The sequence below is a fragment of the Pseudomonas fluorescens genome (genome assembly GCF_000730425.1).
Classification (GTDB): domain Bacteria; phylum Pseudomonadota; class Gammaproteobacteria; order Pseudomonadales; family Pseudomonadaceae; genus Aquipseudomonas; species Aquipseudomonas fluorescens_X.
In genome coordinates, this window is sequence record NZ_CP008896.1 from 2,016,881 (window position 1) to 2,034,588 (window position 17,708).

Annotated in this window: 18 protein-coding genes; 2 read left to right on the forward strand and 16 right to left on the reverse strand. The window is 59.5% G+C overall.

Annotated features, from left to right (window positions below):
* Window positions 1-14: 14 nt before the first annotated feature.
* Complete coding sequence (locus HZ99_RS08705; RefSeq protein WP_038442425.1) at window positions 15-1,220, reverse strand: acetyl-CoA C-acetyltransferase; 1,206 nt, start codon at window positions 1,218-1,220, stop codon at window positions 15-17.
* A gap of 710 nt (window positions 1,221-1,930) precedes the next feature.
* Between HZ99_RS08705 and HZ99_RS08710 the strand changes: the two genes are divergently transcribed.
* A complete protein-coding gene (locus HZ99_RS08710) occupies window positions 1,931-2,719 on the forward strand; it encodes a c-type cytochrome (protein ID WP_080727693.1) in 789 nt (262 codons plus the stop codon).
* A 78-nt stretch (window positions 2,720-2,797) separates the two neighbouring features.
* Here the strand turns inward: HZ99_RS08710 and HZ99_RS08715 are convergent, their stop codons facing one another.
* From HZ99_RS08715 to HZ99_RS08780, 14 genes are all read right to left on the reverse strand, one after another.
* Entirely contained in the window at window positions 2,798-3,601 is an 804-nt protein-coding gene (locus HZ99_RS08715) for a transglutaminase family protein (protein ID WP_038442429.1), read from the reverse strand.
* Window positions 3,598-4,548 (reverse strand): alpha-E domain-containing protein, encoded by a 951-nt coding sequence (locus HZ99_RS08720; protein WP_038442430.1) that lies wholly within the window; start codon window positions 4,546-4,548, stop codon window positions 3,598-3,600. The genes HZ99_RS08715 and HZ99_RS08720 overlap by 4 nt, the downstream gene beginning before the upstream one ends.
* A gap of 4 nt (window positions 4,549-4,552) precedes the next feature.
* Window positions 4,553-5,962 carry a circularly permuted type 2 ATP-grasp protein gene (locus HZ99_RS08725; RefSeq protein ID WP_038442432.1) on the reverse strand — a complete coding sequence of 470 codons (1,410 nt, stop codon included), beginning with the start codon at window positions 5,960-5,962 and terminating at the stop codon, window positions 4,553-4,555.
* Between the two features lie 462 nt (window positions 5,963-6,424).
* The gene (locus HZ99_RS08730; protein ID WP_029299641.1) at window positions 6,425-6,766 is read right to left on the reverse strand and encodes a ribonuclease E inhibitor RraB; all 342 of its coding nucleotides are present in this window, start codon (window positions 6,764-6,766) and stop codon (window positions 6,425-6,427) included.
* A gap of 210 nt (window positions 6,767-6,976) precedes the next feature.
* Window positions 6,977-7,213, reverse strand: a complete 237-nt coding sequence (locus tag HZ99_RS08735) for a hypothetical protein (RefSeq protein ID WP_080727775.1) — start codon at window positions 7,211-7,213, stop codon at window positions 6,977-6,979.
* A 103-nt stretch (window positions 7,214-7,316) separates the two neighbouring features.
* Complete coding sequence (locus HZ99_RS08740; protein WP_038442438.1) at window positions 7,317-7,925, reverse strand: START domain-containing protein; 609 nt, start codon at window positions 7,923-7,925, stop codon at window positions 7,317-7,319.
* Between the two features lie 41 nt (window positions 7,926-7,966).
* Window positions 7,967-8,221, reverse strand: coding sequence for a YkgJ family cysteine cluster protein (locus HZ99_RS08745; protein ID WP_038442440.1), 255 nt, complete (start codon window positions 8,219-8,221; stop codon window positions 7,967-7,969).
* Window positions 8,222-8,382: 161 nt separating this feature from the next.
* Window positions 8,383-8,871 carry a hypothetical protein gene (locus HZ99_RS08750; RefSeq protein WP_038442442.1) on the reverse strand — a complete coding sequence of 163 codons (489 nt, stop codon included), beginning with the start codon at window positions 8,869-8,871 and terminating at the stop codon, window positions 8,383-8,385.
* 104 nt (window positions 8,872-8,975) lie between these two features.
* On the reverse strand, window positions 8,976-10,415 hold the full coding sequence (locus tag HZ99_RS08755) for a PLP-dependent aminotransferase family protein (RefSeq protein ID WP_038442444.1): 1,440 nt from the start codon (window positions 10,413-10,415) through the stop codon (window positions 8,976-8,978).
* Window positions 10,416-10,621: 206 nt separating this feature from the next.
* Window positions 10,622-11,425, reverse strand: a complete 804-nt coding sequence (locus HZ99_RS08760; RefSeq protein ID WP_038442446.1) for an OmpA family protein — start codon at window positions 11,423-11,425, stop codon at window positions 10,622-10,624.
* A complete protein-coding gene (locus HZ99_RS08765; RefSeq protein WP_038442448.1) occupies window positions 11,422-11,778 on the reverse strand; it encodes a DUF4398 domain-containing protein in 357 nt (118 codons plus the stop codon). The genes HZ99_RS08760 and HZ99_RS08765 overlap by 4 nt, the downstream gene beginning before the upstream one ends.
* A 9-nt stretch (window positions 11,779-11,787) precedes the next feature.
* Entirely contained in the window at window positions 11,788-12,603 is an 816-nt protein-coding gene (locus HZ99_RS08770; protein WP_038442450.1) for a substrate-binding periplasmic protein, read from the reverse strand.
* Window positions 12,604-12,684: 81 nt separating this feature from the next.
* Window positions 12,685-13,614 carry an electron transfer flavoprotein subunit alpha/FixB family protein gene (locus HZ99_RS08775; RefSeq protein WP_038442452.1) on the reverse strand — a complete coding sequence of 310 codons (930 nt, stop codon included), beginning with the start codon at window positions 13,612-13,614 and terminating at the stop codon, window positions 12,685-12,687.
* Between the two features lie 2 nt (window positions 13,615-13,616).
* Entirely contained in the window at window positions 13,617-14,366 is a 750-nt protein-coding gene (locus HZ99_RS08780; protein WP_038442454.1) for an electron transfer flavoprotein subunit beta/FixA family protein, read from the reverse strand.
* 556 nt (window positions 14,367-14,922) lie between these two features.
* Between HZ99_RS08780 and HZ99_RS08785 the strand changes: the two genes are divergently transcribed.
* Entirely contained in the window at window positions 14,923-16,587 is a 1,665-nt protein-coding gene (locus HZ99_RS08785; RefSeq protein WP_038442455.1) for an electron transfer flavoprotein-ubiquinone oxidoreductase, read from the forward strand.
* Between the two features lie 177 nt (window positions 16,588-16,764).
* On the opposite strand, the gene HZ99_RS08790 is transcribed toward HZ99_RS08785, so the two are convergent.
* Window positions 16,765-17,658: an AraC family transcriptional regulator gene (locus HZ99_RS08790; RefSeq protein ID WP_038442457.1), complete on the reverse strand. Its 894-nt coding sequence runs from the start codon at window positions 17,656-17,658 to the stop codon at window positions 16,765-16,767.
* Between the last annotated feature and the right edge of the window lie 50 nt (window positions 17,659-17,708).

The following is a 17,708-nucleotide window of genomic DNA, read 5'->3' on the forward strand; positions in this document are numbered from 1 at the left end:
CAAATTCCTTAGGCTCAGAGGCGTTCGATAATGGTGGCGATACCCATGCCGCCGCCCACACAGAGCGTGGCCAGGCCGTAGCGCTGCTGGCGCGCCTCCAGCTCGTCGAGCAGAGTGCCGAGGATCGCGCACCCCGTGGCCCCCAGTGGGTGGCCCATGGCAATCGAACCGCCATTGACGTTAACCCGGGCGGCGTCGATGCCCATGTCCTTGATGAACTTGAGCACTACCGAGGCGAAGGCTTCGTTGACTTCAAACAGGTCAATGTCCTCGACCCGCAGGCCGGCCTTGGCCAGGGCCTTGCGGGTGGCCGGCGCGGGGCCAGTCAACATGATCGTCGGGTCGGTACTGGTCACGGCGGTGGCGACAATGCGCGCACGGGGTTGCAGGCCCAATTCGCGGCCCCGGGCCTCGGAGCCGATCAGCATCAAGGCTGCGCCATCGACGATCCCGGAGCTGTTACCCGGGGTGTGCACATGGTGGATGCGCTCGACATGGCTGTAGACCCGCAGGGCGGTGGCATCGAAGCCCATCTGGCCGATCATTTCGAAGCTGGGCTTGAGTTTGCCCAGGCCCTCGAGCGTCGAGTCGCCCCGGATAAACTCATCGTGATCCAGCAACACGATACCGTTCTGGTCCTGCACCGGGATCAGGGATTTCTTGAAGGAGCCGTCTGATCTGGCCCGTGCCGCTTTCTGCTGGGAGTGCAAGGCAAAAGCATCGACCTCTTCGCGGGTGAAGCCCTCCAAGGTGGCGATCAAGTCGGCGCCAATCCCCTGGGGCGTGAAGTGGCTGTGCATATTGGTCTGCGGGTCCAACACCCAGGCCCCGCCGTCGCTGCCCATGGGCACGCGGGACATGGACTCGACACCGCCGACCACCACCAGGTCTTCGAAGCCGGACCGCACCTTCATTGCACCGAGGTTGACCGCCTCCAGGCCCGACGCACAGAAGCGGTTGACCTGTACACCGGCGACGCTCACATCCCAGTCAGCCACCAGGGCCGCAGTCTTGGCGATATCCGCCCCCTGGTCCCCGACCGGGGTGACGCAACCGAGCACAATGTCATCCACCTGACGGGTATCCAGGTCGCTGCGCTGTTGCAGAGCGGTAAGCAAGCCGGCCAGCAGGTTCACCGGCTTGACGCTGTGCAAGGCGCCATCGGCCTTGCCTTTGCCCCGGGGCGTACGTATCGCATCAAAGATCAAAGCTTGGGTCATGACGTCCTCGAACCACTGTGCAATGGAGCTCTCAAGGGGAGAGCCGACCGTGCTCTTACCTTAAGCGCCGCAAGGGCAGATTCAATGACCGATGCGCTCATTGACCTTGACGACCACGCTCAGACGAACGGTAAGAGACTACCGGAAACCTCGGGTTAATCGTTTTAGCTGTCTAGCCAAGGGGCTGGCGCGAAGATGGCTATATGCCTCATGCCTTTTTTAAAAGATTTCAATATAACTTGATATGAAAGCGATCTAAGCCACGCGCTACAAGGGCTCTAAGGTTGAATCAGTAAGACATATATGACGCTGCTGCCGGGTCTTGCTGGAGCAGCTGTAAGAAAAATGCCATCTAGCCGGCTTAACGTAGCCAATGATGGTGCATACATCGGCGCATTTGACGCTCAGGAATAACAACAAAAGGCAGTCAGCCATGTTCAAACAATCGAAAGTTCGCCAGGCGGGACTTATTCTCTTCGCCACCACACTGATTCTGATTTTGCCCAACCTGACCAAGATCATTGGCTGAACGGGCAGATCACACCCAGGCATTGCAACCCTTGGCAGCACCGCCCGGGAAACCGCGTAGAGCGTTCCCGTGGCTGGGGCTGTCTTTTTTGCATACGGTTAAGCGTCGGTTTTCCGGTATCGTGGGCCCGTATCGCCATTGCCACACGGGCTTCGTCTTGAAACACCTAATCGTCCTGCTGATGCTGGCGCTGACCTACCCCGCCAGCGCCGCCGAGTTGATCATCGAACTGGATCACAGCCGCACGGCCTGGCAAACCGCCGACCTGCTCAAGCACCCGGCTGCCCAGACCGTGCAGATTGTCGATGACGTTTCCTACAAGCGCGATATGACCTATCGCGCAGTGCCGCTGGCTGCACTCTTACCGGGCCTGGCGGCGCAAAGCCATGTACAGGCAGTAGCGCTCGATGGTTTTGCCGCCGAACTGGCTGCTGCGCCGCTGCTTGCGCAAAGCGGCGCACAGGCGTGGCTTGCGGTGGAAGATCCGGCCCATCCATGGCCCCCGTTGGCCAATGGCAAACCCAGTGCCGGGCCGTTCTACCTGGTGTGGACACAGCCGCAGGCAAGCAGGATCAGCCCGGAACAATGGCCATTTCAGCTCGCCTCTCTCCAACAACTGAAAACCGTGGCCGAACGTTTTCCAGCGCTGCTGCCAGACCCTGCCTTGGCAGCCGATGATCCGGTCAACCAGGGGTTTGCCCTGTTTCAACAGAATTGCCTGGCTTGCCATCGCCTAAATGGCGCGGGTGACGCGCAGCTAGGTCCGGACCTGAATGTGCCCTACAACCCAACCGAGTATTTCGGCAGCGACTTCCTCAAACGCTACATCCGTGATCCCCAGAGCCTGAGGCATTGGCCGCAGGCGAAGATGCCGGCGTTTACCGCCAGCGTGTTGCCGGATACCGACCTGGAGTTGCTGGTGGGGTATTTGAAGCATATGGCCACCCGCAAAACCGACGCGCCCTTGTAGGAGCTGGCTTGCCGGCGATGGCGATCTTTCAGGCCTCATCGCCGGCAAACCGGCTCCTACACAAGGGTGTGATAGTGGCTACTGCTGCTGCACCAGGATCACCGGGGTCGGCGCCACAAAGACCCTGGCATGCATCTGCTCATGCCCACCGCCACGGCGCATGCCGCGCACCGGGCATGCGTCGAGGTAATCCAGGCCCACTGCCAGTTTCAAATGCCGCTCCGGGCGCGCAAGCTGGTTGGTCACATCAAAGCTGTACCAGGCGTCATCCAGCCAGGCTTCAGCCCAAGCGTGGCTGGCCAGGTGTTCGCTGTCCTCGCTGTACAAATATCCCGATACATACCGCGCCGCGATCCCCAAACTGCGCGCGCAGGCCAGGAACGCATGGGCATGATCCTGGCAAACCCCGGCGCGTCCCGCAAACGCCTGCGCTGCACAGGTATCAACCTGTGTGGCACCCGGCTCGTAGACCATCTGCTGGTTGAGAGCGTGCATCAGGTCGATCAGGGCATTGCGATCCCGACGCTTGCCACAGTGCTGCCCGGCAAAACTGCGCAGGGCTTCGTCCGGTTCGGTCAGGCGTGTGCAACGCTGGAAGGGAAATGGCGACTGGCTGTCATGCTCGGCCTCGCGCCACTCGTCGATGTCTACCTGGCCACGGGCGCCGATGATGATCGATTCATGGGGTTCATCCAGGGTCAGCACATGCAGGATATTGCCAAACGGGTCCAACTGGGCCCGCACCGGACGCGGCAGATCCAGTTGCCAACTGAGTACGTGCTGGCGCTCACTGTCATGCGGGGTCAGGCGCAAGTATTGGATGCTGGCGCGCACCTGGTCTTCATAGCGGTAGGTGGTTTCGTGGCTGATGGAAAGTCTCATGCCGCCTCCAGGTAGGAATGATGAATGGCATTACCCAACTGGCGTACCAGAGGGATGAAGTCGGTCAGCCAGGCGTGCAGGCCTTCCTCAAGGATTTCGTCAATGGCGGTAAAGCGCAGGCGCGCGTCCATCTCGGCGGCCAGGCGCTGGGCCGGGCGGCCGTTGATGCCAGGCAGGCTCGCGAGGATCTGGTCGATTTCTTCGCTGCACGCACGCAAGGAGCGCGGCACGTCGGCGCGCAGCAGCAACAGCTCGGCCACCTGGCGGGCACCGGGCGCATCACGATAAATCTCGGTATAGGCCTCGAAGGACGACAAGGCCCGCAGCAACGCACTCCATTGGTAATAGGCATGGGCGGTGCCATCAATCACCACGTCGGCCTGGTCCCCGGCCATCTCATAACGGGCGTCCAACAGCCGCAGGGTGTTGTCGGCCCTTTCGATAAAGGTGCCCAGGCGGATAAAGCGGAAGGCATCGTTACGCATGATGGTCCCGTAGGTGGCGCCACGAAACAGATGGGAACGCTCTTTGACCCACTCGCAAAAACGGCTCATGCCGTAGCGGCTCAGGCCCTCTTGGGCGATGCCGCGAATATCCAGCCAAGTGGCGTTGATGTTTTCCCACATGTCCGCAGTAATCCGCCCACGCACGGCATGGGCACTGGCGCGGGCGGCGCCCAGGCAACTGTAGATGCTCGCCGGGTTGGCCGCGTCCAAGGCAAAAAAATGCAACAGCCGCTCGGCATGTAACTCGCCGTGGCGCTCACGGTAGTCGTCCAGGGTACCGGTGATCAGCAGGGGCATCGCCAGTTCATGCAGGCCATCGCCACGCCCATCCTGGGGCATCAGCGACAGTGAATAGCTGACATCCAGCATGCGCGCGAGGTTTTCCGCGCGCTCCAGGTAGCGCGACATCCAATATAAATCCGAGGCAGTTCTGCTCAACATGGTTTTATTCCTCGACCACCCAGGTGTCTTTAGTGCCGCCGCCCTGGGACGAGTTGACCACCAGCGAACCTTCGCGCAGCGCCACACGGGTCAGCCCGCCTGGCACCACGCGGGTTTCCTTGCCGGACAGGACAAACGGCCGCAGGTCAATGTGCCGGGGGGCGATGCCGTTTTCGACAAAGGTCGGGCACGTCGACAGACACAGGGTCGGTTGGGCGATGTAGGCATGGGGCTTGGCCTTGATCCGCGCACGAAAGGCTTCGATTTCGGCGGCCGTGGCCGCCGGGCCGACCAGCATGCCGTAGCCACCGGAACCCTGGGTCTCCTTGACCACCAGTTGCGGCAGATTCGCCAGCACATGGGACAGCTCGTCAGGCTTGCGGCACTGGAACGTCGGAACGTTCTTAAGGATCGGCTCTTCATCCAGGTAAAAACGGATCATGTCCGTGACGAAGGGATACACCGACTTGTCATCCGCCACCCCAGTGCCGATGGCATTGGCCAGTACCACGTTGCCCGACCGATAGGCGGCCAGCAGCCCCGGCACGCCGAGCATCGACTCCGGGTTGAAGGCCAGCGGATCGAGGTAGGCATCGTCAAGACGCCGGTAGATCACATCCACCGCCTTCGGTCCGTCGGTGGTACGCATGAACACGCGGTCGTCGCGTACGAACAGGTCGGCGCCTTCCACCAGTTCCACCCCCATTTCCCGGGCAAGGAACGCATGTTCAAAAAACGCACTATTGAAGCGCCCGGGCGTCAGTACCACCACGCTGGGGTTGTCCAGGGGGCTGGAGCTTTTCAGGGTGTCGAGCAGCAGGTTGGGGTAATGATCGATCGGCGCGATGCGCTGGGCGGCGAACAGTTCGGGGAACAGGCGCATCATCATCTTGCGGTCTTCGAGCATGTAGCTCACACCGCTGGGCGTGCGCAGGTTGTCTTCCAGCACGTAGTACGTGCCGTCACCATCGCGTACGAGATCGACACCAGAGACGTGGGAGTAGATATCTCGATGCAAGTCCAGGCCCTGCATCGCCAACTGGTATTGCTCGTTGGCCAGCACTTGCTCGGCCGGAATAATCCCGGCTTTGATAATGCGCTGGTCGTGATACAGGTCGGCAAGAAACAGGTTCAACGCCTTGACCCGTTGAATGCAGCCACGCTCGACCACACGCCATTCGCTGGCTGGAATGCTGCGCGGGATGGTATCGAAGGGAATCAGGCGCTCGGTGCCCTGCTCGTCACCGTACAGGGTGAAGGTGATACCGGCGCGGTGAAACAGTAAATCGGCTTCGCGCCGACGCTGTGCCAGCAACTCGGCAGGGGTTTCAGCCAGCCAGCGGGCGAACTCGCGATAGTGAGGCCGGACGTGGCCGGCCTCATCGTACATTTCATCGTAATAAGTGCGGATCATGCCGAACTCCTTGTCACCCGGACGCAACGGACTGTCGCAAGGCCCGTGCCAGCGGCATAAACACTTAAGTATCAATCAGTTGGATATAGTCAAAGGGCTTATCGCACCGTCCTGGTGCAGCAAATACCCGGGCCTTGCCACATGCGCTTCATAGAGGCGCAGGCATTGCCTATCAGCAGCATAGCCAGAGTTGATTTCACTGCCCGGTCAACCCTGCGGATAATCGCCTACATTCGCTGAACAGGATTCGTCCTACAGCATCAGCACATCACCGCCGGTACTTTGCTTGTGCAAGTATCGACCGGTTCCCCTTCTCTCCGGTCTTCCCTTTTGGCCACCCTGCTCGGGTGGCCTTTTTTTTGTCGAGGTTTTTTCGCAATAAGTTCCAAGTACCTTCTAGCACCACAAACAAAATCGGCCGACCCGAGGGTCAGCCGATACGCTGCTTTTTTCATAATGCGACTACATGGGTAACCCACGAACCTCGTGCTTCACGCCCCATCCCTCGATAATCCCGCCCAGGGGCTCGACTACCGCCTCAAAGTCCTGCTCGAAATCACCGATACCGTCATAGGTGGCGAACATGACTTTGCTCAATTCCAGGAACCAGGCACCGTCATCCCGTGCGCTGACCTGGGCATTGATCGATTCCCCACGAAACCGACCCGCAGCTCGCCGCGCACGTTCCTCATCCGGGAAAATGGCGTAGAACTCGATGGGGTGGAAACGCGAGAAGTCAAAGCCGCCCTCTTTCATGCGGCGTAGTACGTGGGTGCTGATGTCTTCTTGATAGGCTGTGCTCATGAAACGTCCTCCTAAACCGATGGATAGACTTTCCGTGCTTCCCAGGGCCTGTGCGTGAACAGCGCAGGTAGACGGCAATGACATCGCCGCAGGAAAACAAGCATGTAGCTGACAAGACCAGACCTTAGCGATCCATTCGCTGATCTCCCTTGCAGAGTAGCGCGAAGCTATCACCTCCACCAGCGGCGCTTTACGGCAGTCAGGGAATATTCAGGCGACGGGGGAAATGTCGAGGATCTGGATACTGTTCTGGTCCCTCAGGCTTTTGACCGTCGGCTCGGCGATACGCCCGTCCAGGTCATTGAGGTCCAGCTTGGCGGAAATGGGCAGCAATTTGGCGCGAATCATCTGCGCAGCGTCTTCGAGGCTGGGCTTTTGCGCGCAGGTGAACAGCTCAACGGACTTCTCGCCGTGATCATCAACGAAGGTAACTTGCCACTTTTGCATCAATGCCTCCTCGATAAAGCCCATGGATGGACTTACCTCTATCTGGACCTTGAGGGATCGATGATCGTTCCACCCAAGGCAGGAGGCAATTGCTGGGTTGCGCTTAAGGCTTCTCGGCACGTTCCTTGAGGGCTTTCAAGGTGTTGAAGGGGGCCTCAACCACAAACTTGTTGGCCAACCAGGAAGGTACGCTGCCGCCAGGCTCGGTGTGGACCTGGTAGGTCACTTCGGTCTGGTCGGCACCTTTGGGCACCAGTTTCCAGAAACCTTCGACCTGGGCCACACGCACATAGCCTTTCTCTTCCGGCAGATAGGTGGGCACTTCCAGCAGCTTGCGGGTCACGCTGCCGTCGGCATCCTGGGTGGTGGTGATTTCCAGGATCGAATCACGATCGGTCACTGGGAACGGAGCCTTGAACTGGGTGTAGGTCCAGCTCTTGTCGCCCTCCTTCTTGAGCAGCTTCTGCGACTTGCATTCGTGAATCCACTTACAGGCACCGACGACATCGTCCTGCAGCGCCTGGACCTTGGCCAACGGCGCCTTGATGACGGTAACGCCGCGATAAGCCTTGTATTTGGAGCCAGCCACCTCACTCAAGGAGACCTTGATACCTTCCTCATCCTTGGCAACCTGCCAGTCCTCTGCCTGTGCGGCAGTTGCAAACAACACCGTAAAACCGCACAACACAGCCATTCGTTTCAGCGAACCCATTGTTGTATTCCTTATTGTTGACGTTCTGACATTAAAGCCCACTAAGCCGCCGTCATCTGCTCCCACCAGCCGATCAACCTGATCGCTTCTTCCTGGCTACTGCCACAGACCTCAAGATCGGCCGCAAAAGCACTACACACCGCGGGCCGCTCCGGCTGGCCAAACAATTGGCACAGCTGTTCGACCGACAGATGCAGGCAGCGTTCGCCCGCAGGCTTGCCGTTGGGCATACCGGGCAACGGCGAACTGATGGAAGGGGCGATACAGCAGGCGCCACAGCCTTCACGGCATTTCATGACCAGCAGGTCCTCGACGACAAAGTGTTGATGGCCGGGCTAGAGTACGCCCTAAAACATCCGTTTTAAAATGGTCTAACAGGGGTTTTTCACAGAAAACAAAAGTGACCGACCAGTCTGCGACAGAAGGTCAGGGGCTCAGGTCACTTTGGCAGGCAAGATTAATTCTTGAACTCAAAATCCAGGGCTGCACCTTCCACATCGCGCCGCTCTTCATTGCGCATTTGCAGCTGCATTTCATTGCTCAGCAAACGCCCGTTGATCTGGAACGCACTATTGTCGACCGGCTTCTCGCCAAACATCGGCGGCAACAACGGCACGTTCTTGGGCTGTGGCATGGTACCGAGAGGCTGCAGATGCCGGACCATTTCCTGGGGCAGGCTGAGGTCCAGCTTCGCTGGTGCCAGCTTGGTCTGGGCCACTTCATGGGCCGTTTTTGACTTGCTGGCCACAGGCGCGCGTTTTTTTTCCTTGGCGGCTTTTTTAACCGGAGCAGCTTTTTTCGCCTGGACTGTTTTTTTGGCCGGTGCCGGCTTTTGTTCCGCGGCCGCCAGCACCACTGGCGCACTGGCAGGCGCTGCCAGTACAGAAGTGGCATTGCACAAGCTCGCCAGGCAAATCAACAGCGCGGCAGGAAAAATAGAGGTCATATCGCCAACAGCATTAACGGCAGAAGGCCATATGCTCGCTTGTTGAGCGCAGCATGACAAGCGCGGTGATTAGCCCACTAACGTTCATGCCCCACCCTGGTACTTCAAAAACCGCCCGCAGCCTCCTGGCACAACTGGTTGGCCAGCATGCCCAGAGTCATCAAGGCGCGCTCGGCTTCACGATTCCAAGGTGTGCCGCAGTTGAGCCGAATACAGTGGTTGAACTGTTCTGTATTGCTAAAGATCAGCCCCGGCGCAATGCTGATACCCTGCTGCAAGGCACGCACGTGCAGTTCCTGGGTATTGACCCGGCCCGGCAGGCTGACCCACAGGATAAAGCCGCCAGTCGGCCGACTCATCTGTGTCCCATCGGGGAAATACTGCTGCACTGCCAACTGAAAGGCACTGAGGTTCTTGCGATACTCCTGGCGGATATAGCGCAGGTGCCGGTCGTAACCGCCGTTCTCCAGGTACGCCGCCACCCCCATCTGGGTGACACTACATGCCGAATGGGTGCTGAACATCTGCAGGCGTTGGATTTCCTGCTGGTATTTGCCGGCAATCATCCAGCCGATGCGCACCCCGGGAGACAAAGTCTTGGAGAAGCTGGAGCAGTAGATCACCCGGTCCAGGCGGTCATAGGCCTTCAGCGCCTTGGTGCGGCCCAGCTCAAACATCAGCTCGCCGTAGATGTCGTCTTCAACGATCTGGATATCGAAGTCCGAGGCCAGGCGCAGCAACTGTTTCTGCCGCTCTTCCGGCATGGTGCCGCCCAACGGATTGCTCAGGCGCGTGGTCAGCACCAACGCCTTGATTGACCACTGGTTGGCCGCCAGTTGCAAGGCTTCCAGGCTCATGCCGGTGGCCGGATCGCTGGGGATCTCGATCACCTTGAGGCCGAGCAGATCCGCCAGTTGTAATAGGCCGTAGTAGGTGGGCGATTCAGCGGCGATCAGGTCGCCGGGCCGGGTCAGCACCCGCAGTGACATCTGCAATGCGTCGACACAGCCGTGGGTGATCACCACTTCGCTGGGGTCGACCACCACCCCGGCATCGCGCATGCGAATCGCGACCTGGCGCCGCAACGGCTCGAATCCCGGGCTGAACATATAGCTGAATGCCCGTGGGCTCTGGAAGCGCGTGACCTTGGCCAGTTGCTGGTGCAGTGCGCGCACCGGCAAGTAGTCGACACTGGGCACAGCGGCGCCCAGCGGGAATACCCCTTCGCGACGAGATTCGACCAATACCTGCTGGATGATGCTGCTGCGGGTGACCAGGCCCGGGCGCTCCACCCGCGCGATATCCGGTGTCGGTGCGGTCAGGGCCGGTGTCTGGTGCACGTAATACCCGGACTGCGGCCGCGCGCGGATCAACCCCTGATCTTCAAGGTTGGCGTAGGCCTGCAACACGGTCGCATGACTGACATTGAGCTGGGAGCTCATCTTGCGCACCGAAGGCACGCGCTCACCCGGTTGATAGACACCGCGCCGGATATCCTCAGCCAATTGCTGGGCGATACGCTGGTAAAGCAAGAGATTGGTCATGACGCAGCACTCGATTTCACGGGTATTTTATTTTTGTGTGAAACATACCGGCACAGTTTAGAAGTGTACGGGGACAGTTGCCACAATAGTCGAGGATGCGTGGCAGTGATAGAAAAAACTGTATGGGCCGAGAACTGAATCGCGGACATGAAAAACCCGATCTAAAGATCGGGTCGTTGTCCACCAGCGCCTATACGCCCAGAGGTTCAGCGCGCCGCGCCGAGCTGGCCCTTGTCATCAGAAAAGACAATTTCCACACGCCGATTCTGCGCACGGCCCCGCTCGGAAGCATTCACTTCCACCGGGTATTGATCGCCGTAGCCTTCTACCTGGATGCGCTTTTCATCAATGCCAAGGTCGACCAGGACATCCGCCACGGCCTGTGCACGGTCACGGGACAGTTTGAGGTTTTCCTGTTCGCCGCCAGTACTGTCGGTATAGCCCTCGATCCGCACTACTCGCTTGGGGTTCAACTGCAGGAATTGCACGATTTTCAGCACTGTGCGGTTAGCCGAGTTTTTCAGTTCGGCCTGGCCGGTATCGAACAGCACATCACCCAGGGTCATCACCAGGCCACGATCGGTCTGGGTGGTAGTCAGGCTGGCAATCTGCTCTTCGAGCCACTTGCCCTGTTGCTGCACGCTCAATAGCTTGGCCTCGCGCAGCGCCAGTTGCAGGCGTTGGCGCTCCAGTTCGAGCTTGGCCGCACGCTCTTCGTTGAGCACCAGTTCCGTATGCTCCCGAGCGATGGCGCTGTAGCGCTGGCTCAGGTAGGCGTAATGCACGACGTCGCCCCCGCTGCCCCAATAGCTGGACAGTCGGTCGGCGCGGGCCAGGGACTCACCAGCGCGGATCACATCCTTGGGCGCTATGCGCAACACGTTGGAATCTTCCTTGACCTTCTGGAAGTCGCCGCCGGCCTGCTGCAACGCAGTATCGCTATTGGGGTGGCTGGCACAGCCTGCGAGCAACACACTGCTCAATAGCAGCCCACCTGTCAGCCGGTTCATTGGGCATCTCCCAGCTGTTTGCGCAGGCGGGTGATACGGGTGTTGAGGACATTCAACTGTTCCTGACTTTTTTGCGTCAGCACCCGTGCCTCTGCCAGGCGGGCATCCAGTTCAGCCTGTTCCGCCTGCATGCGGGCATCCTTGTAGGACTCGTCAGCCATATCGGCCTTGGCCTGGGCCAACTTCATCTCGGCGAGTTTCAACTCAGGTACATCGTCAGCAACGGCCCCCACGGCGGCGGCTTGCTCCAAGGCTTGCTGGGTCAGGCGCATTTGTTCATTCGGCGCAGGATCTGCGGCACAACCCGCCAGCATTACTACGGCGAGGGCGGCGAAAAGAGGTCGAATAGTCACTAGAAATCCCTACTTTGTTGGGGTACCGACGGGTTGCTGCAACTGCGTCTTCCAGCGTTCGATATTGCGTTGCAACGCAGCTTCCGTCAGACCGGACGCGGCCAATTCTGTCATCTTTTTGGCGAGCTGTCCGCGCAACCACGGATCATTGCAGGCCGAGTTGTGGGAAATCGCCAGAAACAGCCCCGGCTGATCAATCGACAGTTCCCGGGCCAACAGGTCTTTGCTCATCCCCAGGGTCTGGGCCATGGCCATGCCGGAATAACGTCCGGCCAGCACGTAGTCCACTTCGCCAAGCAGCAGTTTCTGCAAGGCCGGGGTCACGGTTGGCACGCGCGCCAGGGTCAGGTGTTCGCTGGCAAAGGCTTCAAACTCAGGGGACAGCCGCGCCCGCTCCGAGACCGCGCCCTTGTGGCCATGCAGGTCGGCCGCATGGGTATAGATCAGGGGCGAGTCAACACGGGTCCACACCCGGTAATCGGCCTGCATCAGCGCTGGATGGATGTAGTCCAGGGTCTCCAGCTCGCTGATACTCAACGGCGCATCGACCAGCATGTCCATGCGCCCGCTACGCACCTCCTCCAGGGCCAGGGAACGCTTGCCGCCGTAGAGCAGGTCGATTTTCAACCCCAATTCCTTGGCCACTTGTTGCAGCACGTCGGCATTGGCGCCGATCAGGTGGGTGGGGTCTTGCGGGTCACGCCACAGATAGGGCGGCGCATCCGGGCTGCCGGTCACGACCAGGCGCTCGCATTTGCCGGCCGCGATAGACAAGGTCGGCAACAGTGACAGGCCCAGCAGTACAGTCCAGCGACGCAGTTCCATGGCGTGGTTTCCCGATCAAGAGTGGCGTGCAAAAAAAAGCCCGGTCATAAGACCGGGCTCTTTATAAGTGAAGCCGCTGGTTTAGACCAGCTTCTCCAACTCCGGCACAGCCTCGAACAAGTCCGCAACCAGGCCGTAATCAGCCACCTGGAAGATCGGTGCTTCTTCGTCCTTGTTGATCGCAACGATCACCTTGGAGTCTTTCATACCCGCCAAGTGCTGGATCGCGCCGGAGATACCGACCGCGATGTACAGCTGTGGCGCCACGATCTTGCCGGTCTGGCCGACCTGCATGTCGTTGGGGACGAAACCTGCGTCGACCGCCGCGCGCGACGCGCCCACCGCAGCACCCAGCTTGTCGGCCAGGGCATACAGGTGCTTGAAGTTGTCACCGTTCTGCATGCCACGACCGCCGGAAACGACGATCTTGGCAGCGGTCAGTTCAGGACGGTCCGACTTGGCCAACTCTTCGCCCACAAAGCTGGAGGTGCCAGCATCGTGAGCAGCAGCAACTGCTTCAACGCCAGCCGAACCACCTTCGGCTGCTACCGGGTCGAAGCCGGTGGCACGCACGGTGATGACTTTGACGCCAGCCGTCGATTGCACAGTGGCAATGGCGTTACCGGCGTAGATCGGGCGCTTGAAGGTGTCGGCGCTTTCGACCGAAACGATCTCGGAGATCTGGTCAACGTCCAACTGCGCAGCAACGCGCGGCAGGATGTTTTTGCCGTTGGAGGTCGCGGCCGCCAGGATGTGGCTGTAGGCAGCGCCCAGTTCTGCAACCAAAGGAGCGACGTTTTCCGGCAACTGGTGAGCGTAAGCGGCGTTGTCGGCCAGCAGTACCTTGCTCACGCCCGCGATTTTCGCAGCGGCTTCAGCCACGGCGCCAGCGCCCTGGCCGGCTACCAGCACGTGAATCTCACCACCGATTTTGGCGGCAGCGGCCACGGTGTTCAGGGTGGCCGGGGCCAGCACCTTGTTGTCGTGTTCAGCGATTACCAAGATAGTCATGTTTAGATTACCTTCGCTTCGTTTTTCAGTTTCTCGACCAGTTCGGCCACCGACTTGACCTTGATGCCCGCGCTGCGTGCAGCCGGTGCTTCAACTTTGACGGTCTTGTTGGTGGAGGCGGTGGAAACGCCCAAAGCCTCTGGAGTCACCGACTCAAGCGGCTTCTTCTTGGCTTTCATGATGTTTGGCAGGGACGCATAACGCGGCTCGTTCAAACGCAGGTCAGTGGTGACAATGGCCGGCAGTTTCAGGGAAACAGTCTGCGCGCCGCCATCGATTTCACGGGTCACGGCAACGCTGTCGCCACTGACTTCGACTTTCGAGGCGAAAGTGCCCTGGCCGTAACCGGTCAGGGCAGCCAGCATCTGGCCAGTCTGGTTGTTGTCGCTGTCGATGGCCTGTTTGCCGAGGATCACCAGTTGCGGCTGCTCCTTGTCGACAACGGCTTTGAGCAGCTTGGCAACGGCCAGGGAGGTCAGGTCTTCAGCGGATTCGACCAGGATGGCACGATCGGCGCCCAGGGCCAGGGCGGTGCGCAGCTGCTCTTGAGCCGTGGATGGTCCTACGGAAACCACGACGATTTCAGTCGCGACACCTTTTTCTTTCAGGCGTACGGCTTCTTCCACGGCGATTTCGCAGAAGGGGTTCATCGACATTTTGACGTTAGCCAGATCGACGCCGGAATTGTCCGCCTTGACGCGAACTTTCACGTTGTAATCGACAACGCGTTTGACAGCTACAAGAACCTTCATGGATTCCTCGTTACTCTCCGGTGAAAAGGAAGCCGCCCGGATAACCCTGGCGGTAGATGCTCAACGGCGCACAAGGGCACCTCTAAAAACGCAGGCCGTCATGACAGGTGACGTTGCACACACTCAATAATAAAGACCGTTCGTCAGGGGTGACTGACAAGTCATTCATCGTCGCAACGTGTAAACTGCGCGCCAGCATTACGTGCGCGTCAACCTGCATAAGCATTGCCCTGTCTTTGGACGTGGCCTTGAAACCGGCAGTCCGCCTACGAGAAGCGCAAAACCGACCGTATATTGACCGGAACGCCTTTTCCGGTCAATACAGCAAAATGGTCAGCTATAAGCCGCGCTGCTTTGATTTATCTAGCCCGCGGGCAATTCAAACAAACGTTTGTATTGGACGCTGAGAGTGGTGTAGATATAATGCGCCACCTAGAGAGAAAGGTGGATCGTCCCCTGCCCTTTTGTAAGAAATTGGCGCAGCAGACGACGGATAAAACACCGAACCTCCACCCATTAGAAAAAAAACTGTTGAGCCTTGAGTAGGAGATAGCCTGTGGAACGCGAATACATGGAATTCGACGTGGTCATCGTCGGCGCAGGGCCGTCGGGCCTGTCTGCCGCCTGCCGCCTGAAGCAGAAGGCCGCCGAAGCCGGTAAGGAAATCAGCGTCTGCGTGGTCGAAAAAGGCTCCGAAGTCGGCGCACACATCCTGTCCGGTGCCGTGTTTGAGCCACGCGCCCTGAATGAATTGTTCCCGGACTGGAAAGAACTGGGTGCCCCGCTCAATACCCCGGTCGTGCGCGACGACATCTATGTACTGCGCAGCAGCGACAGCTCCACCAAGGTTCCAGACTTCTTCGTGCCCAAGACCATGCACAACGAAGGTAACTACATCATTTCCCTGGGCAACCTGTGCCGCTGGCTGGCCCAGCAAGCCGAGAACCTGGGCGTGGAAATCTACCCAGGCTTCGCCGCCCAGGAAGTACTGTTCGACGAAAACGGCGTAGTACGCGGGATCATCACTGGCGACCTCGGCGTCGACCGTGAGGGCCATCCAAAGGAAGGCCTGTACACCCCAGGCATGGAACTGCGCGGCAAGTACACGCTGTTCGCCGAAGGCTGCCGCGGGCACTTGGGCAAGCAACTGATCCAGCGCTTCAACCTGGACAGCGACGCCGACGTGCAGCACTACGGCATCGGCCTCAAGGAAATCTGGGAAATCGACGAGGCTTTGCACCAGCCAGGCCTCGTCGTCCACACCGCCGGCTGGCCGCTGGATATCATGAGCAACGAAAACACCGGTGGTTCGTTCCTCTATCACCTGGAAAACAATCAGGTGGTGGTCGGCCTGATCGTCGACCTGTCCTACAGCAATACCTTCCTGTCGCCATTCGATGAGTTCCAGCGCCTCAAGCATCACCCGGTGCTGGCCCAGTACCTGAAAGGCGGCAAGCGCATCAGCTATGGCGCACGCGCCCTGGCCAAGGGCGGCATCAACTCGCTGCCGAAGATGGTCTTCAAGGGCGGCGCCCTGATCGGTTGCGACCTGGGCACCATGAACGTGGCCAAGATCAAGGGCAGCCACACCGCGATGAAGTCCGGCATGCTCGCTGCAGACGCCGTGGCCGATCGCCTGTTCGCCGAGTCCGAAGGCGGTGATGAGCTGACGGCCTACGTCGACAGTTTCAAAGCCAGCTGGCTCTACGAAGAACTGTTCGCCACCCGCAACTTCGGCCCGGCGATGCACAAGTTCGGCCCGATCATCGGTGCCGGCTTCAACTGGTTCGACCAGAACATCCTCGGCGGCAAGATGCCGTTTACCCTGCACGACACCAAGCCGGACTACGCCTGCCTCAAACTGGCTAAAGACAGCCAGAAGATCGAATACCCAAAACCCGACGGCAAGCTGAGCTTCGACAAGCTGAGCTCGGTGTTCCTCTCCAGCACCAACCATGAAGAAGAACAGCCGTGCCATTTGAAGCTCAAGGACCCGAGCATCCCGATCGGCACCAACCTGCCGCTCTACGATGAACCAGCGCAACGCTACTGCCCGGCCGGCGTATACGAAGTGATCACCCAGGAAGACGGCGAGAAACGCTTCCAGATCAACGCCCAGAACTGCGTGCACTGCAAGACCTGTGACATCAAGGACCCTTCGCAGAACATCACCTGGGTCACGCCGGAAGGTGCGGGCGGGCCGACTTACCCGAATATGTAAGCCATCTGCTTGAACATGAGGCTCTCCACGGGAGAGCCTTTTTTATGGCCGACACAAATCTAATGTGGGAGCGGGCTTGCTCGCGAAGGCGGTGTGTCAGCTAAGTATTATTAACCTGACACACTGCCTTCGCGAGCAAGCCCGCTCCCACATTTGGATCGAGGTATCTCTGGGGGTTTATGCGGCGCGTTCTTCACCCGGGTTACGCTCGAAATAGCGCTTGTATTCGCGACTGAACTGCGACGTACTCTGATACCCCACGTTATGCGCCGCCTGCGCCACGCCCATGCCTTCGACCAGCAACAACTGCTGGGCCTTGAGCAATCGCAGGCGCTTGAGGTACTGCACCGGCGACAACAAGGTGCAGCGCTTGAAGTGTTCATGAAAGGTCGATGCACTCATATGCGCATAACCGGCCAGGGTCTCGATATTCAGTGGTTCGGCGTAATGGGCATGCAGGTGATTCAATGACGTGGCAATCCGCGAAAACTGCCCCTGTTGCTCCACCAGCGCGCGCAGCACATCGGCCTGAGGCCCACGCAAAGCGGTGAACAATAACTCCCGCACCCGCGCCGGCCCCATGACCCGGCTTTCCAGTGGATCGTGCAGGCACTGCAACAGCCGTTCCACGGCACCACGCATCCCATCATCGAGTACGACCGAGCTCATCGACTCCAACGTCTGCGCCGTCGGCGGCGGCCCGGCCTGCATGCCCATGGCCATCACCAACTCGCCCAGTACCACCCGATCAATACCCACCGTCACCCCATACAGCGGTGCATCAGCGGCCATGGCAAACGTCTCGCACTCGAAGGGCACCGGCATCGCCTGGATCAGGTAGTGCCCGGCGCCATATTCCAGGGTGCGTGGGCCCAGGTAGGCGACCTTGCTGCCTTGGGCCACGAACATCAGGCTCGGCTCATAGATCTGCGGCCCGCGTGCTACGTCGCAACTGGCCCGCAGTACCTGAACGCCTGCCAGGTGAGTCGGGGAAAAGCCGTCACAGGGCGTAAGCCCCTCGATCAAGGACACCAGCGTGGCGTTGGCATCAAGATGGCGGGTCAACAACATGGCAAAAAACTTCGCGAAAAAGGGACAAGAACATCATCGCAGGTCTGGCG